Raw genomic sequence first — 16,439 nt, forward strand, 5'->3', positions numbered from 1 at the left:
CCGTCCTCTCCCCTCTCAGTACGTCCAGTCGAGGCCGCCGGTGACCGGCACGACCTGACCGTTGATGAAGCTGCCGCCCGTGGCCAGGAACAGGACCGTCGCCGCCAGCTCGGCCAGCGTGCCCATGCGCCCCTTCGGCATCGGGCAGTACTGCTGCCAGTAGTCCTTGGCCGCCTGCGGCATGGTCTCGCGCGTCATGTCGGTGTCGAAGAAGCCCGGCACGACGACGTTGGCGGTGATGCCCTTGCGCCCGTACTCCTTGGCGAGCGCCTGGGTGAAGCCGTGCAGGCCGGCCTTGCTGGCGGCGTAGTTGGCCTGGCCGGCCGCGCCGTTGTGCTGGATCGACGAGATGTTGACGATCCGCCCGAACCGCGCCGCCAGCATCGCCGGCAGGAACGCGCGCACGACGTAGAACGGCCCGTGCAGGTTGGTGGCGAGCACGTCGTGCCACTCCTCGTCGGACATCGAGACCACGAGGTTGGCGCGGTTGATGCCGGCGCAGTTGACGATCACCTCGACGCTGTCGAAGTCCTCGAGCACCGCGTCCGCGACCTCGCCGACGCGGTCGGAGCGGCTCACGTCGAGCGCGTAGCCCTTGACCTTCGCGCCCGGGCGGATCGCCGCCGCCTCGGCCTCGATCTTGCGCGCCGCGTCGTCGTTGCTGCGGTACGCGAACGCGACGTCGTGGCCGGCGCGCACCGCCTCGAGCACGATGCCGGCGCCGATGCCCCGCGAGCCTCCGGTGACGAAGAAGTTCATGGCGCGGCTCACAGGGTGTTCGGGTCCCACCGGCGGTACAGCGCGCAGCAATTGAGGCCGCCGAAGCCGAACGAGTTCTTGACCATCAGGTTGATGCGGTGCTCGACCGCCTTGTTGGCGCACACGTCGACGTCGACCTCGGGGTCGAGCTTGTCGATGTTGATCGACGGGTGCAGCACGCCGCCGCGCATCTGCAGCAGCGCAGCCACGGTCTCGACCGCCGGCGCCGACCAGCAGGTGTGGCCGAGCATCGACTTCGGCGCGTTGATCTTGAGCCGCTTGGCGTGGTCACCGAAGACCTTGCGGATCGCGTTGAGCTCGGACAGGTCGCCGAGCGGCGTGCTGGTCGCGTGGGCGCAGACGAAATCGATCTCGTCGGGCCGCACCTGGGCGCGCCGCAGCAGCCGCTCGAGCGTGCGCGCCTGGCCCTCGGTCGACGGCGACGGCAGGTGGCAGCCGTCCGACGTCGAGGTGCAGCCGAGCACCTCGGCGTAGATCGTGGCGCCGCGCTTCAGCGCGTGGCCGAGCTCTTCGAGCACCAGCGCGCCGGCGCCGTGCGACGGCACGAAGCCCTCGCGCCGCGAGTCGTAGGGCCGGCTGGCCAGCTCGGGCGTGTCGTTGAAGCTCTCGAAGGTGATGGCGCCGAGCAGCGCCATCGCGTGCACGCCCATCTGCGAGAAGTCGAGCACCGCGCCGACCACCATCGCCATGTCGTGGTCGTGGTGGCGGATCTCGTCGATCGCGTTGCGCAGGGCCACGTTCGCGCTGGCGCACGCGCCCCCGAGCGTGTAGCAGGCGCCCTTCCAGCCGAGCATCTCGCTCACCGAGCCGGCGTGGTCGGTGTCGAGCATGTGCAGCGCCGCCATCGAGTCGATGTAGTCAGGGTCTTCCGTCTGGAAGGTGACGTAGTTGTCGGCGAAGTAGCGCTCGTTGAGGTTGTGGCCGCCGACCAGCACCGCGCAGCGGGTCGGGTCCGCGACCTCGACCATGCCGGCGTCGCGCCAGGCATCGGCCGCGCACAGCACCGACAGCGACGTCGAGAACGGCGCCTTGTTGCACAGCTGGCGGGCCCGCTTGTGCACCTCGGCCGGCAGCACGTCGCGCAGACGCGCCAGCTTGGCCTTGACGTCGTACTCCGACAGATCGCCGCCGATCTTCGAGTACACGCCGTCGTTGTTGTGCCACTTCCAGCGCGAGATCGCCGACTTGCCGGCGACGAGGTTGGCGTAGAAGGTGTCGAGATCGTCGCCCAGCGGCGTGTTGATGCCGAGGCCGGTGACGACGACGCGGCGGGGCGATTGTGCCTGCGATGAGACCATGCGTGCTCTTCTGGGGGGAGTCAGTCCATCAAGTAGACCTCGAACACCGCGAGGGCCTGGACCTCCTCGCCGCGGAGGGCCTGGCCGACGCAGGTCGAGACGTAGTCGCTGTGCTCGAGCGAGCGGGCGAGCAGCGTCAGCCGGTCACCCGGGCGGACGCCGCCCTGGAACAGGGCGTGGTGGACCTTGAGCAGCCGCAGGCGCGCGGGCGCGTCCGCGGCGTCGATGCTGGCTGTCCCTTTGGCCATGAGGTGCAAGAGACAGATCCCGAGCTGCCCGATCGCCTCGACCAGCAGCACGCCCGGGTACACCGGGTCGCCGGGGAAGTGGCCGGCGAACACCGCGTCGCCGGCGTCGATGGTCCGCACGCCGCGGATCATGCCCGGGTCCTCGGGCGTGCGCGGCAGCTCGACCGCGTCGATCCCGTCGACGAACAGGAACGGATCGCGGTGCGGCAGCATGCGCTCGATCGCGGCGCGGCCGAACTCGACCCGCGTGCTGCCCTCTCCGGGCACGAACACGGGCCGCCGGCGGTGCTGCTTGATCAGCGCGTCGAGGCCGCTCAGCTCGTCCACGACGCCTCCTGAGCCACGTCCTTGCGCGGGGTCGGCGGCAGGTGCTGGCGCAGCGCCGCGAGCACGCCGGCCAGATGCCCGGCGGCGTCGTCGCGGTTGTCGGTGGCGTACTTCGGCCGCGACGACCACTTACGGTCGAGCAGGTTGTGCAGCACCTGGCGCGGGCCGACCTCGATGAACACCGCGCCCGGGTGGCGCTCGGCGACGCGGTCGATCGACCGCCGCCACAGCACCGGCGTGTGCACGTGCTCCTCGAGCAGGTCGACGAATTCGGCGGCGGTCGGCGTCGGCACGAACTCGCCGCGGCGGTTCGGCAGGTACGGCAGCCGCGGGGCCTTGAAGCGCGCGCGCTGCAGGTGCGGGCGCAGGGCCGCGCCGACCGGCTCGAACAGCGACGAGTGCATCGGCACCTGGCGCTCGATGATCGTCGGCACCACGTAGTGCTCGTCCTCCAGCAGCGCGACCGCGGCCTCGACCGCGGCGGCGTCGCCCGACAGCACGTGCTGCTTCGGCGAGTTGAGGTTGACGATCTCGAGCACTCCGAGGCCCTGGCCGCGGATCTGCTCGACCACCTCCTCGAGCGTCTCGAGGTCGAGCGGCTGGACCGAGGCCATCATCCCACGCGGGCCGGCGTCGTAGGCCTCGCCGCGGGCCTGGACCAGGCGCAGCGCCTCCGGCAGCTCGAGCGCGCCGATGTGGACGAGGTGGTTGTACTCGCCGAGCGACAGCCCCAGCGACAGCTCGGCGTCGACGCCCTCGGCCTGCAGGATGCTGAGCATCATGTGGTTGGCGACGAACACGCCGACCTGGACGTCGACGTTGCGATCGAACGCCGTCGGGTTGTCCTCGCTGGTGTGCGCGTCGAGGTCGCGGCCGAGCACGTCGTTGCAGCGCGCCAGCACCTCGGCGGCCCGGCGGTGCAGCCGGGCCAGCTTGCCGAGCATCCCCGGGTAGCGCGAGCTCTGCCCTGGGAACATGAACACCAGCGTCGTCTTCATCGTGCCCCCTACCCTGTCCCGCTCACTCGGCCGCCCCGTCGACGCGGCCGCGGATGATCGTGTCCTCGAGGATCTCGAGCGCGCGGTCGAGGTCGGCGCGCGTGTGCGCGGCCGTGATCGCGACGCGGAAGCGCAGCCCGTCCTCGGGCACCGAGGGGTAGTCGACCGGCGCGAGGAACAACCCGCGACGGTGGAGCGTGCGCGTCAACTCATACAGCCGGCGGCGATCCGATCCGACCATGATCGGCACCACCTGACTCGAGCCGTGCCCGAGGTCGAGGCCGATCTGCTGCGCCTTCTCGCGGAAGTAGCGGGTGTTGGCCCACAGCGTCTCGCGCAGCGAGTTGTCGCGGGTCGCCACCTCGAGCGCCTTGCGGAGCCCGGCCACCACCGCCGGCGGCAGCGCGCAGCTGAAGCCGTAGGCGTTGATGTAGTAGCGCATGTACTGCAGCAGCGCGCGCGGCCCGACGGTGAAGCCGCCGCAGCCGGCGAACGCCTTGCTGAAGGTCGCGAACTGCAGGCCGATCGACTTCTCGGCCCCGTAGTGCTCGACCACGCCGCGGCCGTTGGCGCCGTACACGAGGATCGAGTGGGCCTCGTCGATCAGCACGCCCACGCCGTGCTTCTCGGCCACCGGCAGCAGCTTCGGCAGATCGGCGGTGTCGCCGTCCATCGAGTACACGCCCTCGACCACCACCAGCCGGCGCTGGCCCTCGCTGTCGGTCAACGCCTGGTCGAGCGAGTCGGGGTCGTTGTGGTCGAAGAACACCAGCTTGGCGCGCGACAGCTTGGCGCCGTCGATCGAGCACAGGTGGGTCTTGGCGTCGAGGATCGCCACGTCGCCCTTGCGCAACACGCCGGCGAGCGTGCCCATTCCCCCGGCGAAGCCGCTGTTGAAGAGGATGCAGTCCTCTTGGCCGAGAAACGCCGCCAGTTCCCGCTCGAGTCCGCGGTGCAGATCCGACAACCCCGACAGCAGCGGCGATCCGCAGGCCCCGGTGCCGTAGGTGCGCAGGGCCTCCTGCGCCGCCTCGACGACCTCCGGGTGCGTCGCTAGCCCGAGGTAGTTGTACGAGCTGAGGTTGATGACGTCGCTGCGTTCGCCGGCGCGTTCGATCGCCATGCGCGGTGCGACGGCCCCCAACATGTGGGGCTCGTACATCGACATCGCCCAGGAGCCAGCCTCGGCCCACTGCACGAAGCCCTCGGGCGGACAGAGCGGATCGTCGCTGTCCGAGAAGTAGAAGTCGGCCAAACTGTGCTCGGCTTCGCGGCCCATCACGGAACTCCCCGGCATGTCGGGGCCCGGGCGTAGTTACAGCGAAAGTATCGCGGCTGTCACGGAAATTTTGTTCCTCAGCGCATGCGGATCCACGTGCAGCGCGCGCTGTCGCCTCGTTGCACATGTTGCAGATTGCGACGCGCTGGCCTTATCGGCGAACTATTTAAACCGGTGCATAAAATGATGCGCCTCGATACGGCCGCATGCGGCTGCTTCGGCCGCTGGTAGTTAATCTCGAGTGCAACAATCTCCACGCCCTGCAGCGAACTCGACGGCCGAGTCGCGCTCGCGCTCGCGTGTGGACTGCGAAATGCGTCGCACACTGGCTGTATGTCACGCATGCTGCGGACAGGAGACCGCGATCGAAGCGTCGTGTGGTGAAGCTCTCGAGTCCTGTCACCGCCTTGACGTCGACGCATCACGGTAGGTAATCCCCCGCTTCGTGCGCACGAAGGTCCTCGTCACCGGCGCGAACGGGTTCATCGGCAGTCACCTCGTCGATCGTCTGCTCGCGGGCGGCGACGCGGTGCGAGCGATGGTCCGCGCCAGCGCCAACCTCGACAACCTCGCCGACGCGCTCGCGCGGCCCGACGCGCAGCCCGAGCTCGTGCGCGCGTCGCTGTCCGACGTCGACGCGATGGCGGCCGCGTTCGACGGCGTCGACACCGTCTATCACGTGGCCGGCCTGACCGCCGCGTTCACCCGCGACGAGTTCGCGCGGGCCAACGCGGCCGGCGTCGCCAACGTGCTCGCGGCGATCCGCCAGGCCCCGCGACGGCCGCGGCGGCTGGTCTACGTGTCGTCGTTGATGGCCGCCGGACCGTCGCACCCCGAGGTCGCGCGGCGCGAGCACCACGCCCCGCGCGTCGGCTTCACGCTCTACGGCGACAGCAAGCTCGACGGCGAGCGGCTGGTCTTCGCCGCCGCGCGCGCCGGCGACGTCGAGGCAGTGATCGTGCGTCCGCCCGCGGTCTACGGCCCGCGCGACCTCGACATGTTGCAGATGATCCGCTCGGCCAAGTTCGGGGTGATCGCCCAGCCCGGCCTGCGCCCCACGTGGATGTCCTTCATCCACGCCTTCGACCTCGTCGAGGGCATCGCCCGCGCCGGCGCTCGTGGCCGCCCGATCCCCCGCGACGGCGAGCACGTGCTCGCCGATCAAGGCAGCCCGTTCGACCATGTCCCCGAGGACATCTCGCACCCCGCCGGCGCCGGCATCTACTACTTGACCGACGGCCAGCGCAGCACCGTCGTCGAGTTCGGCCGGGCCGCCGCCGCCGCGCTCGGCCGGCGGGCGCTCGCGCTGCCGATGCCGCAGGCCGCGGTGTGGACCGTCGCCGGCATCAACCACGCGATCGGCCGCCTGCGCGGCAAGGCCCCCGCGCTGACGCTCGACAAGGCCCGCGGCAGCATGGCGCCGGGCTGGTGGTGCGACGACAGCCGGGCCGTGCGCGAGCTCGAGTACGCCCCGCAGTGGCCGCTCGCGCGAGGGCTCGAGCACACCGTCGCGTGGGCCCGCTCCGTCGGTCGCCTGTGACCCCTCGCGTCGACCTCGACGCGTGATGCAGAGCCGGCGCCCGCGGAACCGAGCTGCGACCTCGACGACGAGGGTTGTTCCGAGGGACGACGCCCGGTGCGACGGCGCCACTCCGACGTCGATCGCTACCTCGACCCGGACATCAGCTCCTCGCGCTCCGGAGGTTGCGATCTCGCGGTGAATCCGCAGTCGCCATCGGGGCGTCGCTAGCGTGCCGTCCGCACGTCACGCGCGGGCGCGTCCGGCGGGTCTTCGCGCCCTCGGGTTCGACCGCGCGGCCGACGTGGAGTAAGACCAGCGCGTCATGCTCCGCCCTTCGGTCGCCGACATCGCCTTCGACGCCGCCCTCTTCGACTCTCTCCGCAGCGCCCTCGCCCGCGGCGAGCTCAGCCCCACGCGCGCCCGTCTGACCGCCCCGCCGCGGCCGCTCGGCGACGATGTCCTGCTCGACCTCGGCCGCGCCGACGCCCGGCCCGGCTGGCGCGCGCGCGGTCAGGACGCCCTCGCCGCGCGCAAGGTCGCCGCCCTGATCTTGAACGGAGGCATGGCCACGCGCTTCGGCGGCGTCGTCAAGGGCGTCGTCCCCGTCTTGCCCGATCGACCTGACCTCTCGTTCCTGGCCGTCAAGCTCGCCGGCGTCCGTGCGGCCGGCGTCCCGGCCGTCGTCATGCACAGCTTCGCCACCCGGGCTGCCTCCGGCGATCACCTCGCCACCATCGGTTGGTCAGGCGTCCCTGCCGACGACCGCCACGAGTTCTTGCAGTCCTTGATGCCGCGCGTCTTGCCCGACGGCACCCCGCTCGTCAGTTTGCCCGGCGCCGACGTCTTGCCCGACACCACCGTCTACGCCGCCCCCGGCCACGGCGACACCCTCCGGCGCGTGCGCGACAGCGGCGTCGTCGCCGAGCTGCGCCGCCGCGGTGTCGAGCACCTCCTCGTCTCCAACGTCGACAACCTCGGCGCCTCCCTCGATCCCACCGTCCTCGGCGCCCACCTCGACGCAGTCGACGGCGGCGCCGAGCTCAGCGTCGAGGTCGTCGCGCGGGCCCCCGACGACGCCGGCGGCTGCGTCGCCGAGGTCGAAGGCCGCGCCACCATCATCGAGTCCTTCCGTCTGCCCCCCGGCGTCTCCCTGGCCCAGTATCCGCACTTCAACACCAACACCCTGTGGATCTCCCTGGCCGCCCTCGAGCGCCCCTACCCGCTCACCTGGTTCCCCGTCGAGCGCTCCGTCGAGTGGCCCGGCCGCGACGACCAGCCCGTCATCCAGTTCGAACAGCTCATCGGCCAGATCACCGAGTTCGCCAGGACCGCCTGCCTGCGGGTCGACCGCGCCCGCTTCCTCCCGATCAAGACCCGCGACGACCTCGCCGCCGCCCGCCCCGCGATGACCGAGATCGTCCGCAGCGTCGGCCTCGATCCCGGCTGACACCGGCGCCCCCGCCGAGCAGATCGGCATGTCTGCACGGACATGCCCGAAGAGACATGCTCTTCTCACCATGTTCTTCGCAACATGCCGCGAAGGACATGTCCGCTCGCGTCCGCCGCCGCCCCGGAGACGTCCGCCGCGCCGCCCATCGCCGCGCACCGACGAGCGCCGGATAAGTCTCCAGGAGGTCCGAGCGATGGGCGGCCGGCCCCGGCCGTCCATCGCTCGGAGAGCCCTCCCCGCCCCACGCCCTTCCCGACACCGGAGCCCACGACCGGCGCTCGGGCCACCCACGAGGCTGGCCGTGCAGCGGTCGGGGACGCGGGTCGGCGCCCATCCGCAGCGAGATGCGCCCGACGAAGGAAGGTGCATCCGCGAGGACTGGGCGCCGGCCCGCGTCCCCGACCGCCCGCGAGGCGGCCTCGGCAGTTCGCGAACCAGACCCCGAAGCAACCGCAACGAACCCCCGAAGCAAGGCCGCCCGCCCGAGGTCGAGCGTCCCCAGGCTCCCCGCGAGCGCCGACGCTGCTATAAAGCGCGCCACATGGCCGACGCACTCGACCACTATCTCACCTGGCGCCTTTACCGTGCCGAACTCGACATCGAGCTCGACTTCGCCGACGCCCAGCTCGACGAGCCCGCGCTGACCGCCAGCGCCCCGCGCCTCGAGGCCGCGCTGGACGCCCTCCACCGGATCGAGGGCGGCGCCGTCGCCAACGCCGACGAGGGCCGCATGGTCGGGCACTACTGGCTGCGCGACCCGGAGCGCGCCCCCGATCCCGCGATCACCCAGGCCATCCACGACAGCTGGCGGCAGATCGAAGCCTTCGCCGCCGGCGTGCGCGGCGGCCAGATCCTCGCCGACGACGGCCGGCCGTTCACCGGCGCCATCCTCGTCGGGATCGGCGGCAGCGCTCTCGGCCCGCTGCTGCTCGAGGCCGCCCTGACCGCGCGAGACAGCGGCCCCGGCTTCAGCCTGCGCGTCCTCGACAACACCGACCCCGCCGGCATCGCCGACCTGCTCGCAGAGACAGGTACGCTCGCGCAGACCTTGATCCTCGTCGTCTCCAAGTCGGGCTCCACCGTCGAGACGCGCAACGGCATGCTCGAGCTGCGGGCCGCCTGTGCCCGTCAGGCGATCGAGTTCCCCAAGCGGGCGATCGCCATCACCCTCGAGGGCAGCACGCTCGATCAGCTGGCGCAGCGCGAGGGCTGGCTGGCGCGCTTCCCGATGTGGGACTGGGTCGGCGGGCGCACCAGCGTGCTCTCGCCGGTCGGCCTGTTGCCGGCCGCCCTGCTCGGCCACGACTGGCGCGGCCTCCTGCGCGGCGCCGCGGCGATGGACCAGTGGGGTCGCGTGCGGCCGGCGCGGCGCAACCCGGCCGCCCTGCTCGCCTGGCTGTGGCACCAGCAGGGCTCGGGACATGGCCTTCGGGACATGGTCATTTTGCCATATAAGGATCGCCTGTCGCTGCTGTCGCGCTACCTGCAGCAGCTCGTGATGGAGTCGCTCGGCAAGCGGCTCGACCGCCAGGGCCGCGAGGTGTGGCAGGGGCTCGCGGTCTACGGCAACAAGGGCTCGACCGACCAGCACGCCTACGTGCAGCAGCTGCGCGACGGCCTGCACAACTTCTTCGCGGTGTTCGTGCGGGTGCTCCGCGACCTCGACGGCCAGGTCACCGGCCCGGGCATGGTCGAGGTCGAGCCGCAGGTCAGCTCGGGCGACTGCCTCGACGGCTTCTACCAGGGCACCCGCGCCGCGCTCGCCGAGCGCGGACGGGCCAGCGCGACGATCGTCCTGCGCCAGGTCGACGCCGCCGCCGTCGGCGCCCTGATCGCGCTGTTCGAGCGCGCCGTCGGGATCTACGCCGAGCTCATCGACGTCAACGCCTACCACCAACCGGGCGTCGAGGCCGGCAAGCAGGCCGCGCAGGGCGTGCTCACGCTGCAGGCCGCGGTGCTCGCCGCGCTCCCGGGCGGCTCCGGAGGCAAGACCGCGCGCGAGCTCGCCGAGTCGCTCGGCGCCGACCCCGTGGCCGTGTGGCAGGTGCTGCGCCACCTCGCCAGCAACGGCCGCGTGAGCGTCGACAGCCTCGTCGATCCGGCGGCTGCACAGTTCGCGCGCGCGACTTGACGCGCGAGACGTCGCGGGCGAAGGGCGAGTATCCTGCCGCGCCCATGGCCTCGGTCCCCGGACTCCGCGCGCTCATCACCCTCGCCTGGCCGATCGTGCTCGCACGCTCGGCGCAGTCGGTGATCAGCTTCAGCGACGCGGCGATGGTCGCCCCGCTCGGCGACGACGCGCTCGCGGCCGCGACCACGGGCGCCATGAACGCGCTGGGGATCCTCGTGCTGCCGATGGGCATCACGTTCATCGTCCAGAGCTACGCGGCCCAGCTCGCCGGCCGGGGCGACCTCGCCAGCGCGCGCCGCTACGCCTGGTACGGCCTGTGCCTGTCCGCCCTGGCGTTGCTCGCCACCATCGTCGCAATCCCGGCGATAGGCCCGCTGCTGTCGCTGACCGGCCACGAGCCGGCGGTGCGCGAGGTGATGGCCGAGTACATGGCGATCCGCATGCTCAGCACCGGCGTCGTCGTCGGCACCGAGGCGCTCGGCAACTGGTTCGCCGGCCTCGGCGACACCCGGGTGTCGATGCGCGCCAGCCTGGTCGCGATGGTCGTCAACATCGGCCTCAACTGGGTCCTGATCTACGGCAACCTCGGCGCCCCCGCGCTCGGCGTCCAGGGGGCCGCGTGGGCCAGCGTGTTCGCCAGCGTGGCCGGCTTCGCAGTGTGCTGCCACGCCTTCTGGCGCGCGCGCGGCCGGCGGGCGATCGACCCGGCGACGCTCGGCCCCGTCGAGCACCCGGTACCTGACCTTCCGGACAGCTCGGATGGCCGCCTCAACCTGCGCGAGTTCTCGCGGATGATGCGGTTCGGCCTGCCGAACGGCCTCAACTGGTTCCTCGAGTTCGCGGCCTTCCTGATCTTCATCAACCTCGTGGTCGCCGAGCTCGGGACCGTCGCGGTCGCGGCGCTGATGGCCGTGGTGGCCGTCAACTCCGTCTCGTTCATGCCCGCCTTCGGCCTCGGCTCGGCCGGCGCGGTCCTGGTCGGCCAGGCGATCGGCGCCGGCCGCCACGACCACGTGCCGCGGATCGTGGTGCGCACCTTCTCGGTCGCCGCCGTCTGGCAAGGCCTGGTCGGGCTGCTCTACTTCACGTTCCCGGTGCCGCTGATGATGATCTTCGCCCGCGACGAGATCGAGACGTCCGGCGAGGTCGTGAACCTCGGCGCCCAGCTGCTGGCGATCAGCGCGGTGTGGCAGCTGCTCGACGCCACCGTGATCACTATCAACGAGGCGCTGCGCGCCGCCGGCGACACCGCCTGGCCGCTGATCCTCCGGATCTCGCTCGCCTGGGTGATCTGGCTGCCCCTGGCCTGGCTGACCGTGTTCGTCTGGGACGGCGGCGCGGTCGCGGCGACGTGGAGCATGTGCGTGTACATGGTGTTCCTGGCCCTGGCGATGGTGCTCCGCTTCCGCACCGGCGCCTGGCGCCGCATCGACCTCACCGGCCGCGGCGCGACCGGCTGATCGAGCATGCCCTCAAGGGCATGTCCTCGAGGGCATGCTCTTCAGGACATGTCCGTCAGTGGCACTGCAGCGCCCCGCGCGCCTGCGACCAGTCGTGGACGGCCAGGGCGTCGGCGGGGATCCAGAAGTAGAAGAAGCCGCCGTCCTGGTTGAGCAGCAGCTCGCCGTCCTGCTGGGCGTCGATCTGCAGCAGAAGCCGCCAGCGCAGCGATCGCCGACGGATCGCCAACGCCTCGGGGCTGCCGTCGTCCCAGCCGTCCCAGCCCTGGGGGCGAGTGTCGATCTCGACGTCGAGGTACGGATCGCCCTGGATCGAGGCCGGGTGGCCGAGCAGGCGGTGGTACGGCCGCTCGTAGTCGTCGAGCTCGCCGGAATCGGCGATGAAGCACTCGAGCGGGTTGAACGGGATCAGCTCGCCCCCCTTGCCCTGCTGACGCTGCCGATGGACCTCGAGGACGCGCGCCTCGGGCAGCAGCGACTCGTAGAAGAAGTAGCTGTCGACGCACGGGTACAGCCGTTCGTCGGCGACGTCGATGTCGTAGGCGCTCAGCCGCTCGACCCCCGGAGGCACCGGACGGCAGGCGAGCGCGTCGAGGTCGGTGAAGTGGAGCACCCGCACCGGATGGCCACGGACGCCGTCGGGCGGGATCGGGGCGTAGAAGAAGCTCAGGAGGCCATGCGCGGGCAGCTCGCGCGCGGCGGCGCGACCCGCCAGCTCGGCGAGATCGAACTGGGCGACGAAGGTCAGCTTGACGCCGTCGACCTCGGGCCACGGGAGGTCGGGCGGCAAGTCGGGAGCACCGCCCAGGCGCGTCTGGCCGGGATCATCAGTGACCTCCGCGTCGTCCCCGTCATCCTCGTCCCCGTCATCCTCGTCGACATCGGCATCGTCGTCTTCGTCCTCATCCTCGTCGAGCTCTTCGCTGCGAGAGAGGTGCAAGCGGATCGACGGGCGGGCCATGGCCCGCACCTCGGCGACGTGATCGGCGAGGCCGAGCGGCTCCAGGCGCTCGCGCCACTCGGCCTCGCGCGCGGCCTCGTCCATGGCCGCGAGACGAACCGGATCGCGGAGCGCCGCGGCGAAGTCGTCGGGCCGCTGCAGCGCTTCGTCGGCGAGCACTGCCCCGTAGGCGAACAGGTCGCAGGGCATCATCGCGTCGGGTTCGCCGAAATGCGCGAGGATCGCCGGCATCGCCTGCAGGTGGCCCTCGACGTACGCCAGCCAGCGCCCGGGCGCGTGCTTGCGATCGTCGCCGATGAAGACCTCCTGCTCGCGGATATCGAGCGGGATGACGCCATCGACCGGATCGAAGGTCGTCAGCCGCAGGGCCACGAGGGGATAGCCCGCCTCGCTGCGCCACACCGGCGCGTCGTAGCCGGAGGCGAACGCGAGCTCGACGAACCCTTCGCGCAGCGGGAGGTGACGGCGGAACAACTCGAGCAACCGGTCGGGATCGACGCTCACGAGCGCATCATACCGACCTGCCGGATTCCCGCGCTCGCCCCGCGCGGCGCGTCGCGCCCGTACCGACGATGCGCGCGAGGAGCTGCCCTACCGCCCCGCCGGCCCGGCGAACGCGGCCAGCAGCTCGGCGGCCGCGTGGTCGGGGCTGAGCCGGCCGGTGCGGACGGCCGCCTCGAGCGCGGGTCGGCGCGCGAGCACCTCGGGATCGGCGGCGAAGCGGCGCATCAGCTCGGCCTCGATCGCCCGCCACAACCAGTACACATGCTGGGCCTCGCGCTGGGCCTGCCAGGCGGGCCCGGCCTGGAGGGCCTCGCGGTGGCGCTCGACGGTCTGCCACAGCGCGGGGAGGCCGGCGCCGGTGACGGAAGAAGTGGTGACGACGGGGACCGACCAGCCAGCGTGCTTGGGCCGGATGAGGCGCATCGCCAGGGCGTACTCGGCGCGAGCGCGCTCGGCAGCGGCGAGGTTGTCGCCGTCGGCCTTGGTGATGGCGAGGATGTCGGCGAGCTCGAGGATCCCGCGCTTGATGCCCTGCAGCTCGTCGCCGGCGCCGGCGAGCATGAGGACGAGGAAGCAGTCGACGAGCTGCGCGACCATCACCTCCGACTGGCCGACGCCGACGGTCTCGACCAGGACGACGTCGAAGCCGGCGGCCTCGCACAGCAGCACTGTCTCGCGGGTGTGACGGGCGACGCCGCCGAGCTCGCCGAGCGACGGCGACGGGCGGATGAAGGCGCGCGGCTCACGGGCCAGCTCCTGCATGCGGGTCTTGTCGCCGAGGATGCTGCCGCCGCTGCGCACCGAGCTCGGATCGACCGCGAGCACTGCTACGCGGCGACCGAGGTCCCGCACCAGATGGAGACCGAGCGCCTCGATCAGGGTGCTCTTGCCGGCCCCCGGGCTGCCGGTGATGCCGACGCGCAGCGCCCCGCCCGCCCGCGAATCGCCCGTCTGCAGCGCCGCCACCAGCTCGCGCGCCAGCGCCTGATCGTCAGCCCGCTGGCTCTCGACCAACGTGATCGCCCGCGCCAGCACCGCCCGATCGCCGGCCTGCACCCCCGCTGCGTACGCCTCGACGCTGAGCCGCCCTCGTGCCATCGCCGGGCGCACCATACCCGCTGGCCGGGCTGCGCGACAAGCGGCGCCACCGGATGTCCCGAGGGACCTGTCCCGAAGTTCAGACGCGCATTACGCCGCGTCTGCCGCGCTCGCAGCGGGCACGACGCGAGCCGCCGAGACAGCGCGCCTGCCGACGCGACAGGCGCCGGGACGCGAGGTGAAAAGCTCGATCGGACTGCGGGCCGCGACCGGCGTCAGGGCGCCACGGACGCCTGGGCGTGGGCACCACGGCTGGTCGGGCGGCTGTAGAACAGGGTGATGGTCAGGCAGTGAAACTCGCTGTCGGAGCTCTGGGTGACCACCTTGTCGACGATCTCGACGCCGGGATTGGCCTCGAGCCACTCGTTGATGCGGTCGCTGATCTGCTCGCGCTCCCAAGCCTTGGTCGCCGAGAACACCTTGACTCCCGTAAATGCCACCATGTGCCTCTCCCTCTTGCAGCGCCCGGGGGTGATGCGTCGCGGCCAACCCCTCATGGGTCGCCGTCGCCGGAGGCGCCGCCCAGATCTGGCCCTGAGGTATGGCAGAGGCAACGGGGCGAATAAAGTTAAAAAGTGCGCACGGGCCCGCGGGCCGCAGGTCACGGCCTGTTAGAGCCTTTTTTGTAATTGAGCATGCAATTTGATCCGTCGATATTGTGACGAACTCGCCTATATTGCCGCGCCATGCGTGAGACAGCAGAGACGACCGCCGAACCGTGGGCGACGCTTTTGGTCCAGCTCCGCGGCCGGTCCGACGACGACGGCCAGGGCCTCGACCTCGGCGAGCTGACCGAGGCGTCGGAGCGGCTCGAGGCGCTGGCGACGCTGATCGCCGAGGACCCGCGCGCTGCGGGCGTGGAGACGCGGGACACGTCGACCCTCGGCAGTCGGTGCGAGATCCCCGAGTTGACGATTTACACCACCCCCGACGGCCTCGAAGGCCTCATTGCCGAGGTCGAGCGGCTCGGCGCCGACCTGCTTCTGCCGCTGCGGCTGACCCCGGCGGTGCGCACCGACGACGACTGGCGCGACACGTGGAAGCAGTTCTACGCGCCGCTGGTGTTCTCGGCCGCGACGACCACGCTGCTGGTGCGGCCGAGCTGGATCGATCGCCGGCCCGGCGACCCGGAGCTCGAGCTGGTCCTCGACCCCGGCCGCGCCTTCGGCACCGGCCAGCACGAGACCACGCGGCTGTGCCTCGAGCTGCTGGTCGCCCTCGCCGAGGCCGGCGCGCGCCCCGACCGCGTGCTCGACCTCGGCTGCGGCTCCGGCATCCTGGCCCTCGCCGCGGCGCGGCTGTTCCCGCAGGCCGCGGTGGTCGCCGCCGACAATGATCCCGAGGCCGCCGACACCACCGCCGAGAACGCCGCTGCCAACAAGCTAGAAGACCGGCTCGAGATCCGGGCCGCGACCGTCTTGGAACTTTCGGACAGCTTCGATCTGATCCTCGCCAACATCCGCCCCGGCGTGCTGATCCCGATCGCCGGCGACCTCGCGCGCCGCCTCGCCCCCGGCGGCGCCGTCGTCCTCAGCGGCGTGCTCGGCGAGGAGGCCGAGGACGTGCTCGCCGCCTACACCGCGGCCGGGCTGGCGCTGGCCGACCGCCGCGACCTCGCCGAGTGGTGCGCGCTGGTCCTGCGAGCGGCCGGATGAGCACGCGGGTGTTCGTGGGCGCGCCGGCCGACCCGGCGCGTGTCGACCTGGACGCAGCCGAGTCGCACTACCTCCGGCGGGTCCGCCGGGTCGGCGACGGCGCGCGCATCGAGGCGATCGACGACCACGGCGCCCTGTGGCTGGCCGAGGTCGTCGGCGGCGACGCGCGCGGCACCACCCTGAAGTTGCTCGAGCAACGAACGGTGCCGGCCCCCGCGCGCGAGGTCGTGGTCCTGCTCGGCATGCCCGAGCCGGCCACCGTGCTGGACGTGCTGCCGGCGCTGTGCGAGATCGGCGTCGCCGAGGTCGTGCTGGTCCGCTGCGCCCGCAGCCAGGGCGCGGCGCCCGGCGGCGAACGGATCGCGCGGGTGCTGCGAGCGGCGCAGCGTCAGTGCGGCAGGCCGCGCGCGCCTGCGATCTCGGGACCCGTCGATCTCCGCGAGGCCACGCACCGGCGCACCGACCTCCCCGGCTTGTTCGCGTGGGAGGAATTGCGCGCGACATCGAGCGACGCGCCGGCGGTCACGGCGGGTGCTCGTGTGTGCGTGGGGCCCGAAGGTGGGTTTACCCCCGAGGAGGCGGCGCTGCTGCGCGCCGCGGGCTTCCGCGCGCTCGGCCTCGGGCCCTACACGCTGCGCACCGAGACGGCGGCGCTGGTCGCTGTCGCTCGCGTGATGTTCGCCTGAGCGCCGGCGGGGACCCGCCGCGCCGCGCGGGGACGGACCGGG

Annotated in this window: 14 protein-coding genes; 6 read left to right on the plus strand and 8 right to left on the minus strand. The window is 71.8% G+C overall.

All coding sequences use genetic code 11. The features are described 5' to 3' along the window. Nucleotides 1–15: 15 nt before the first annotated feature. The 5 genes from OV090_RS30210 to OV090_RS30230 are packed head-to-tail and all read right to left on the minus strand — an operon-like array spanning nt 16 to nt 4,948. The gene (locus tag OV090_RS30210; protein ID WP_267708108.1) at nt 16–759 is read right to left on the minus strand and encodes an SDR family oxidoreductase; all 744 of its coding nucleotides are present in this window, start codon (nt 757–759) and stop codon (nt 16–18) included. 8 nt (nt 760–767) lie between these two features. Beyond that, a complete protein-coding gene (locus tag OV090_RS30215; RefSeq protein WP_267708109.1) occupies nt 768–2,078 on the minus strand; it encodes a beta-ketoacyl-[acyl-carrier-protein] synthase family protein in 1,311 nt (436 codons plus the stop codon). 20 nt (nt 2,079–2,098) lie between these two features. Continuing rightward, on the minus strand, nt 2,099–2,653 hold the full coding sequence (locus OV090_RS30220; protein ID WP_267708110.1) for a hypothetical protein: 555 nt from the start codon (nt 2,651–2,653) through the stop codon (nt 2,099–2,101). Beyond that, a complete protein-coding gene (locus OV090_RS30225) occupies nt 2,641–3,651 on the minus strand; it encodes an ACP S-malonyltransferase (RefSeq protein WP_267708111.1) in 1,011 nt (336 codons plus the stop codon). Before OV090_RS30225 ends, OV090_RS30220 begins: the two co-directional genes overlap by 13 nt. Nucleotides 3,652–3,673: 22 nt before the next feature. Next, entirely contained in the window at nt 3,674–4,948 is a 1,275-nt protein-coding gene (locus OV090_RS30230; RefSeq protein WP_267708112.1) for an aminotransferase class I/II-fold pyridoxal phosphate-dependent enzyme, read from the minus strand. 427 nt (nt 4,949–5,375) lie between these two features. On the opposite strand from OV090_RS30230, the gene OV090_RS30235 reads away from it, so the two are divergent. The 4 genes from OV090_RS30235 to OV090_RS30250 all read left to right on the plus strand — a co-directional run bounded on the left by OV090_RS30235 (nt 5,376) and on the right by OV090_RS30250 (nt 11,493). Continuing rightward, nucleotides 5,376–6,470: an NAD-dependent epimerase/dehydratase family protein gene (locus OV090_RS30235; RefSeq protein ID WP_267708113.1), complete on the plus strand. Its 1,095-nt coding sequence runs from the start codon at nt 5,376–5,378 to the stop codon at nt 6,468–6,470. 304 nt (nt 6,471–6,774) lie between these two features. Continuing rightward, nucleotides 6,775–7,899, plus strand: a complete 1,125-nt coding sequence (locus OV090_RS30240) for a UTP--glucose-1-phosphate uridylyltransferase (protein WP_267708114.1) — start codon at nt 6,775–6,777, stop codon at nt 7,897–7,899. A 544-nt stretch (nt 7,900–8,443) separates the two neighbouring features. Then, nucleotides 8,444–10,033: a glucose-6-phosphate isomerase gene (locus OV090_RS30245; protein WP_267708115.1), complete on the plus strand. Its 1,590-nt coding sequence runs from the start codon at nt 8,444–8,446 to the stop codon at nt 10,031–10,033. A 44-nt stretch (nt 10,034–10,077) separates the two neighbouring features. Next, nucleotides 10,078–11,493 carry an MATE family efflux transporter gene (locus OV090_RS30250; protein WP_267708116.1) on the plus strand — a complete coding sequence of 472 codons (1,416 nt, stop codon included), beginning with the start codon at nt 10,078–10,080 and terminating at the stop codon, nt 11,491–11,493. 55 nt (nt 11,494–11,548) lie between these two features. Here OV090_RS30250 and OV090_RS51045 read toward each other — a convergent pair whose 3' ends face one another. From OV090_RS51045 to OV090_RS30265, 3 genes are all read right to left on the minus strand, one after another. Further along, nucleotides 11,549–12,958 carry a DUF1963 domain-containing protein gene (locus tag OV090_RS51045; RefSeq protein ID WP_267708117.1) on the minus strand — a complete coding sequence of 470 codons (1,410 nt, stop codon included), beginning with the start codon at nt 12,956–12,958 and terminating at the stop codon, nt 11,549–11,551. Nucleotides 12,959–13,045: 87 nt separating this feature from the next. After that, nucleotides 13,046–14,056, minus strand: a complete 1,011-nt coding sequence (gene meaB, locus OV090_RS30260; protein WP_267708118.1) for a methylmalonyl Co-A mutase-associated GTPase MeaB — start codon at nt 14,054–14,056, stop codon at nt 13,046–13,048. Between the two features lie 215 nt (nt 14,057–14,271). Continuing rightward, complete coding sequence (locus OV090_RS30265; protein WP_096333446.1) at nt 14,272–14,499, minus strand: hypothetical protein; 228 nt, start codon at nt 14,497–14,499, stop codon at nt 14,272–14,274. 243 nt (nt 14,500–14,742) lie between these two features. On the opposite strand from OV090_RS30265, the gene OV090_RS30270 reads away from it, so the two are divergent. Beyond that, nucleotides 14,743–15,711, plus strand: coding sequence for a 50S ribosomal protein L11 methyltransferase (locus tag OV090_RS30270; RefSeq protein WP_267708119.1), 969 nt, complete (start codon nt 14,743–14,745; stop codon nt 15,709–15,711). Then, nucleotides 15,708–16,397, plus strand: a complete 690-nt coding sequence (locus OV090_RS30275; RefSeq protein ID WP_267708120.1) for a 16S rRNA (uracil(1498)-N(3))-methyltransferase — start codon at nt 15,708–15,710, stop codon at nt 16,395–16,397. Before OV090_RS30270 ends, OV090_RS30275 begins: the two co-directional genes overlap by 4 nt. The last annotated feature ends 42 nt before the right edge of the window (nt 16,398–16,439 follow it).

Origin of the sequence: Nannocystis sp. RBIL2, assembly GCF_026626745.1 — a bacterium.
Lineage (GTDB): Bacteria > Myxococcota_A > Polyangia > Nannocystales > Nannocystaceae > Nannocystis.

Excerpts from the sequence above, each read along its gene's own strand:
- meaB (WP_267708118.1), bottom strand. The coding sequence starts at position 14,056 with ATGGCACGAGGGCGGCTCAGCGTCGAGGCGTACGCAGCGGGGGTGCAG.
- OV090_RS30245 (WP_267708115.1), top strand. The coding sequence starts at position 8,444 with ATGGCCGACGCACTCGACCACTATCTCACCTGGCGCCTTTACCGTGCC.
- OV090_RS30275 (WP_267708120.1), top strand. The coding sequence starts at position 15,708 with ATGAGCACGCGGGTGTTCGTGGGCGCGCCGGCCGACCCGGCGCGTGTC.
- OV090_RS30210 (WP_267708108.1), bottom strand. The coding sequence starts at position 759 with ATGAACTTCTTCGTCACCGGAGGCTCGCGGGGCATCGGCGCCGGCATC.
- OV090_RS30230 (WP_267708112.1), bottom strand. The coding sequence starts at position 4,948 with ATGCCGGGGAGTTCCGTGATGGGCCGCGAAGCCGAGCACAGTTTGGCC.
- OV090_RS30240 (WP_267708114.1), top strand. The coding sequence starts at position 6,775 with ATGCTCCGCCCTTCGGTCGCCGACATCGCCTTCGACGCCGCCCTCTTC.
- OV090_RS30225 (WP_267708111.1), bottom strand. The coding sequence starts at position 3,651 with ATGAAGACGACGCTGGTGTTCATGTTCCCAGGGCAGAGCTCGCGCTAC.
- OV090_RS30250 (WP_267708116.1), top strand. The coding sequence starts at position 10,078 with ATGGCCTCGGTCCCCGGACTCCGCGCGCTCATCACCCTCGCCTGGCCG.
- OV090_RS30265 (WP_096333446.1), bottom strand. The coding sequence starts at position 14,499 with ATGGTGGCATTTACGGGAGTCAAGGTGTTCTCGGCGACCAAGGCTTGG.
- OV090_RS30270 (WP_267708119.1), top strand. The coding sequence starts at position 14,743 with ATGCGTGAGACAGCAGAGACGACCGCCGAACCGTGGGCGACGCTTTTG.
- OV090_RS30215 (WP_267708109.1), bottom strand. The coding sequence starts at position 2,078 with ATGGTCTCATCGCAGGCACAATCGCCCCGCCGCGTCGTCGTCACCGGC.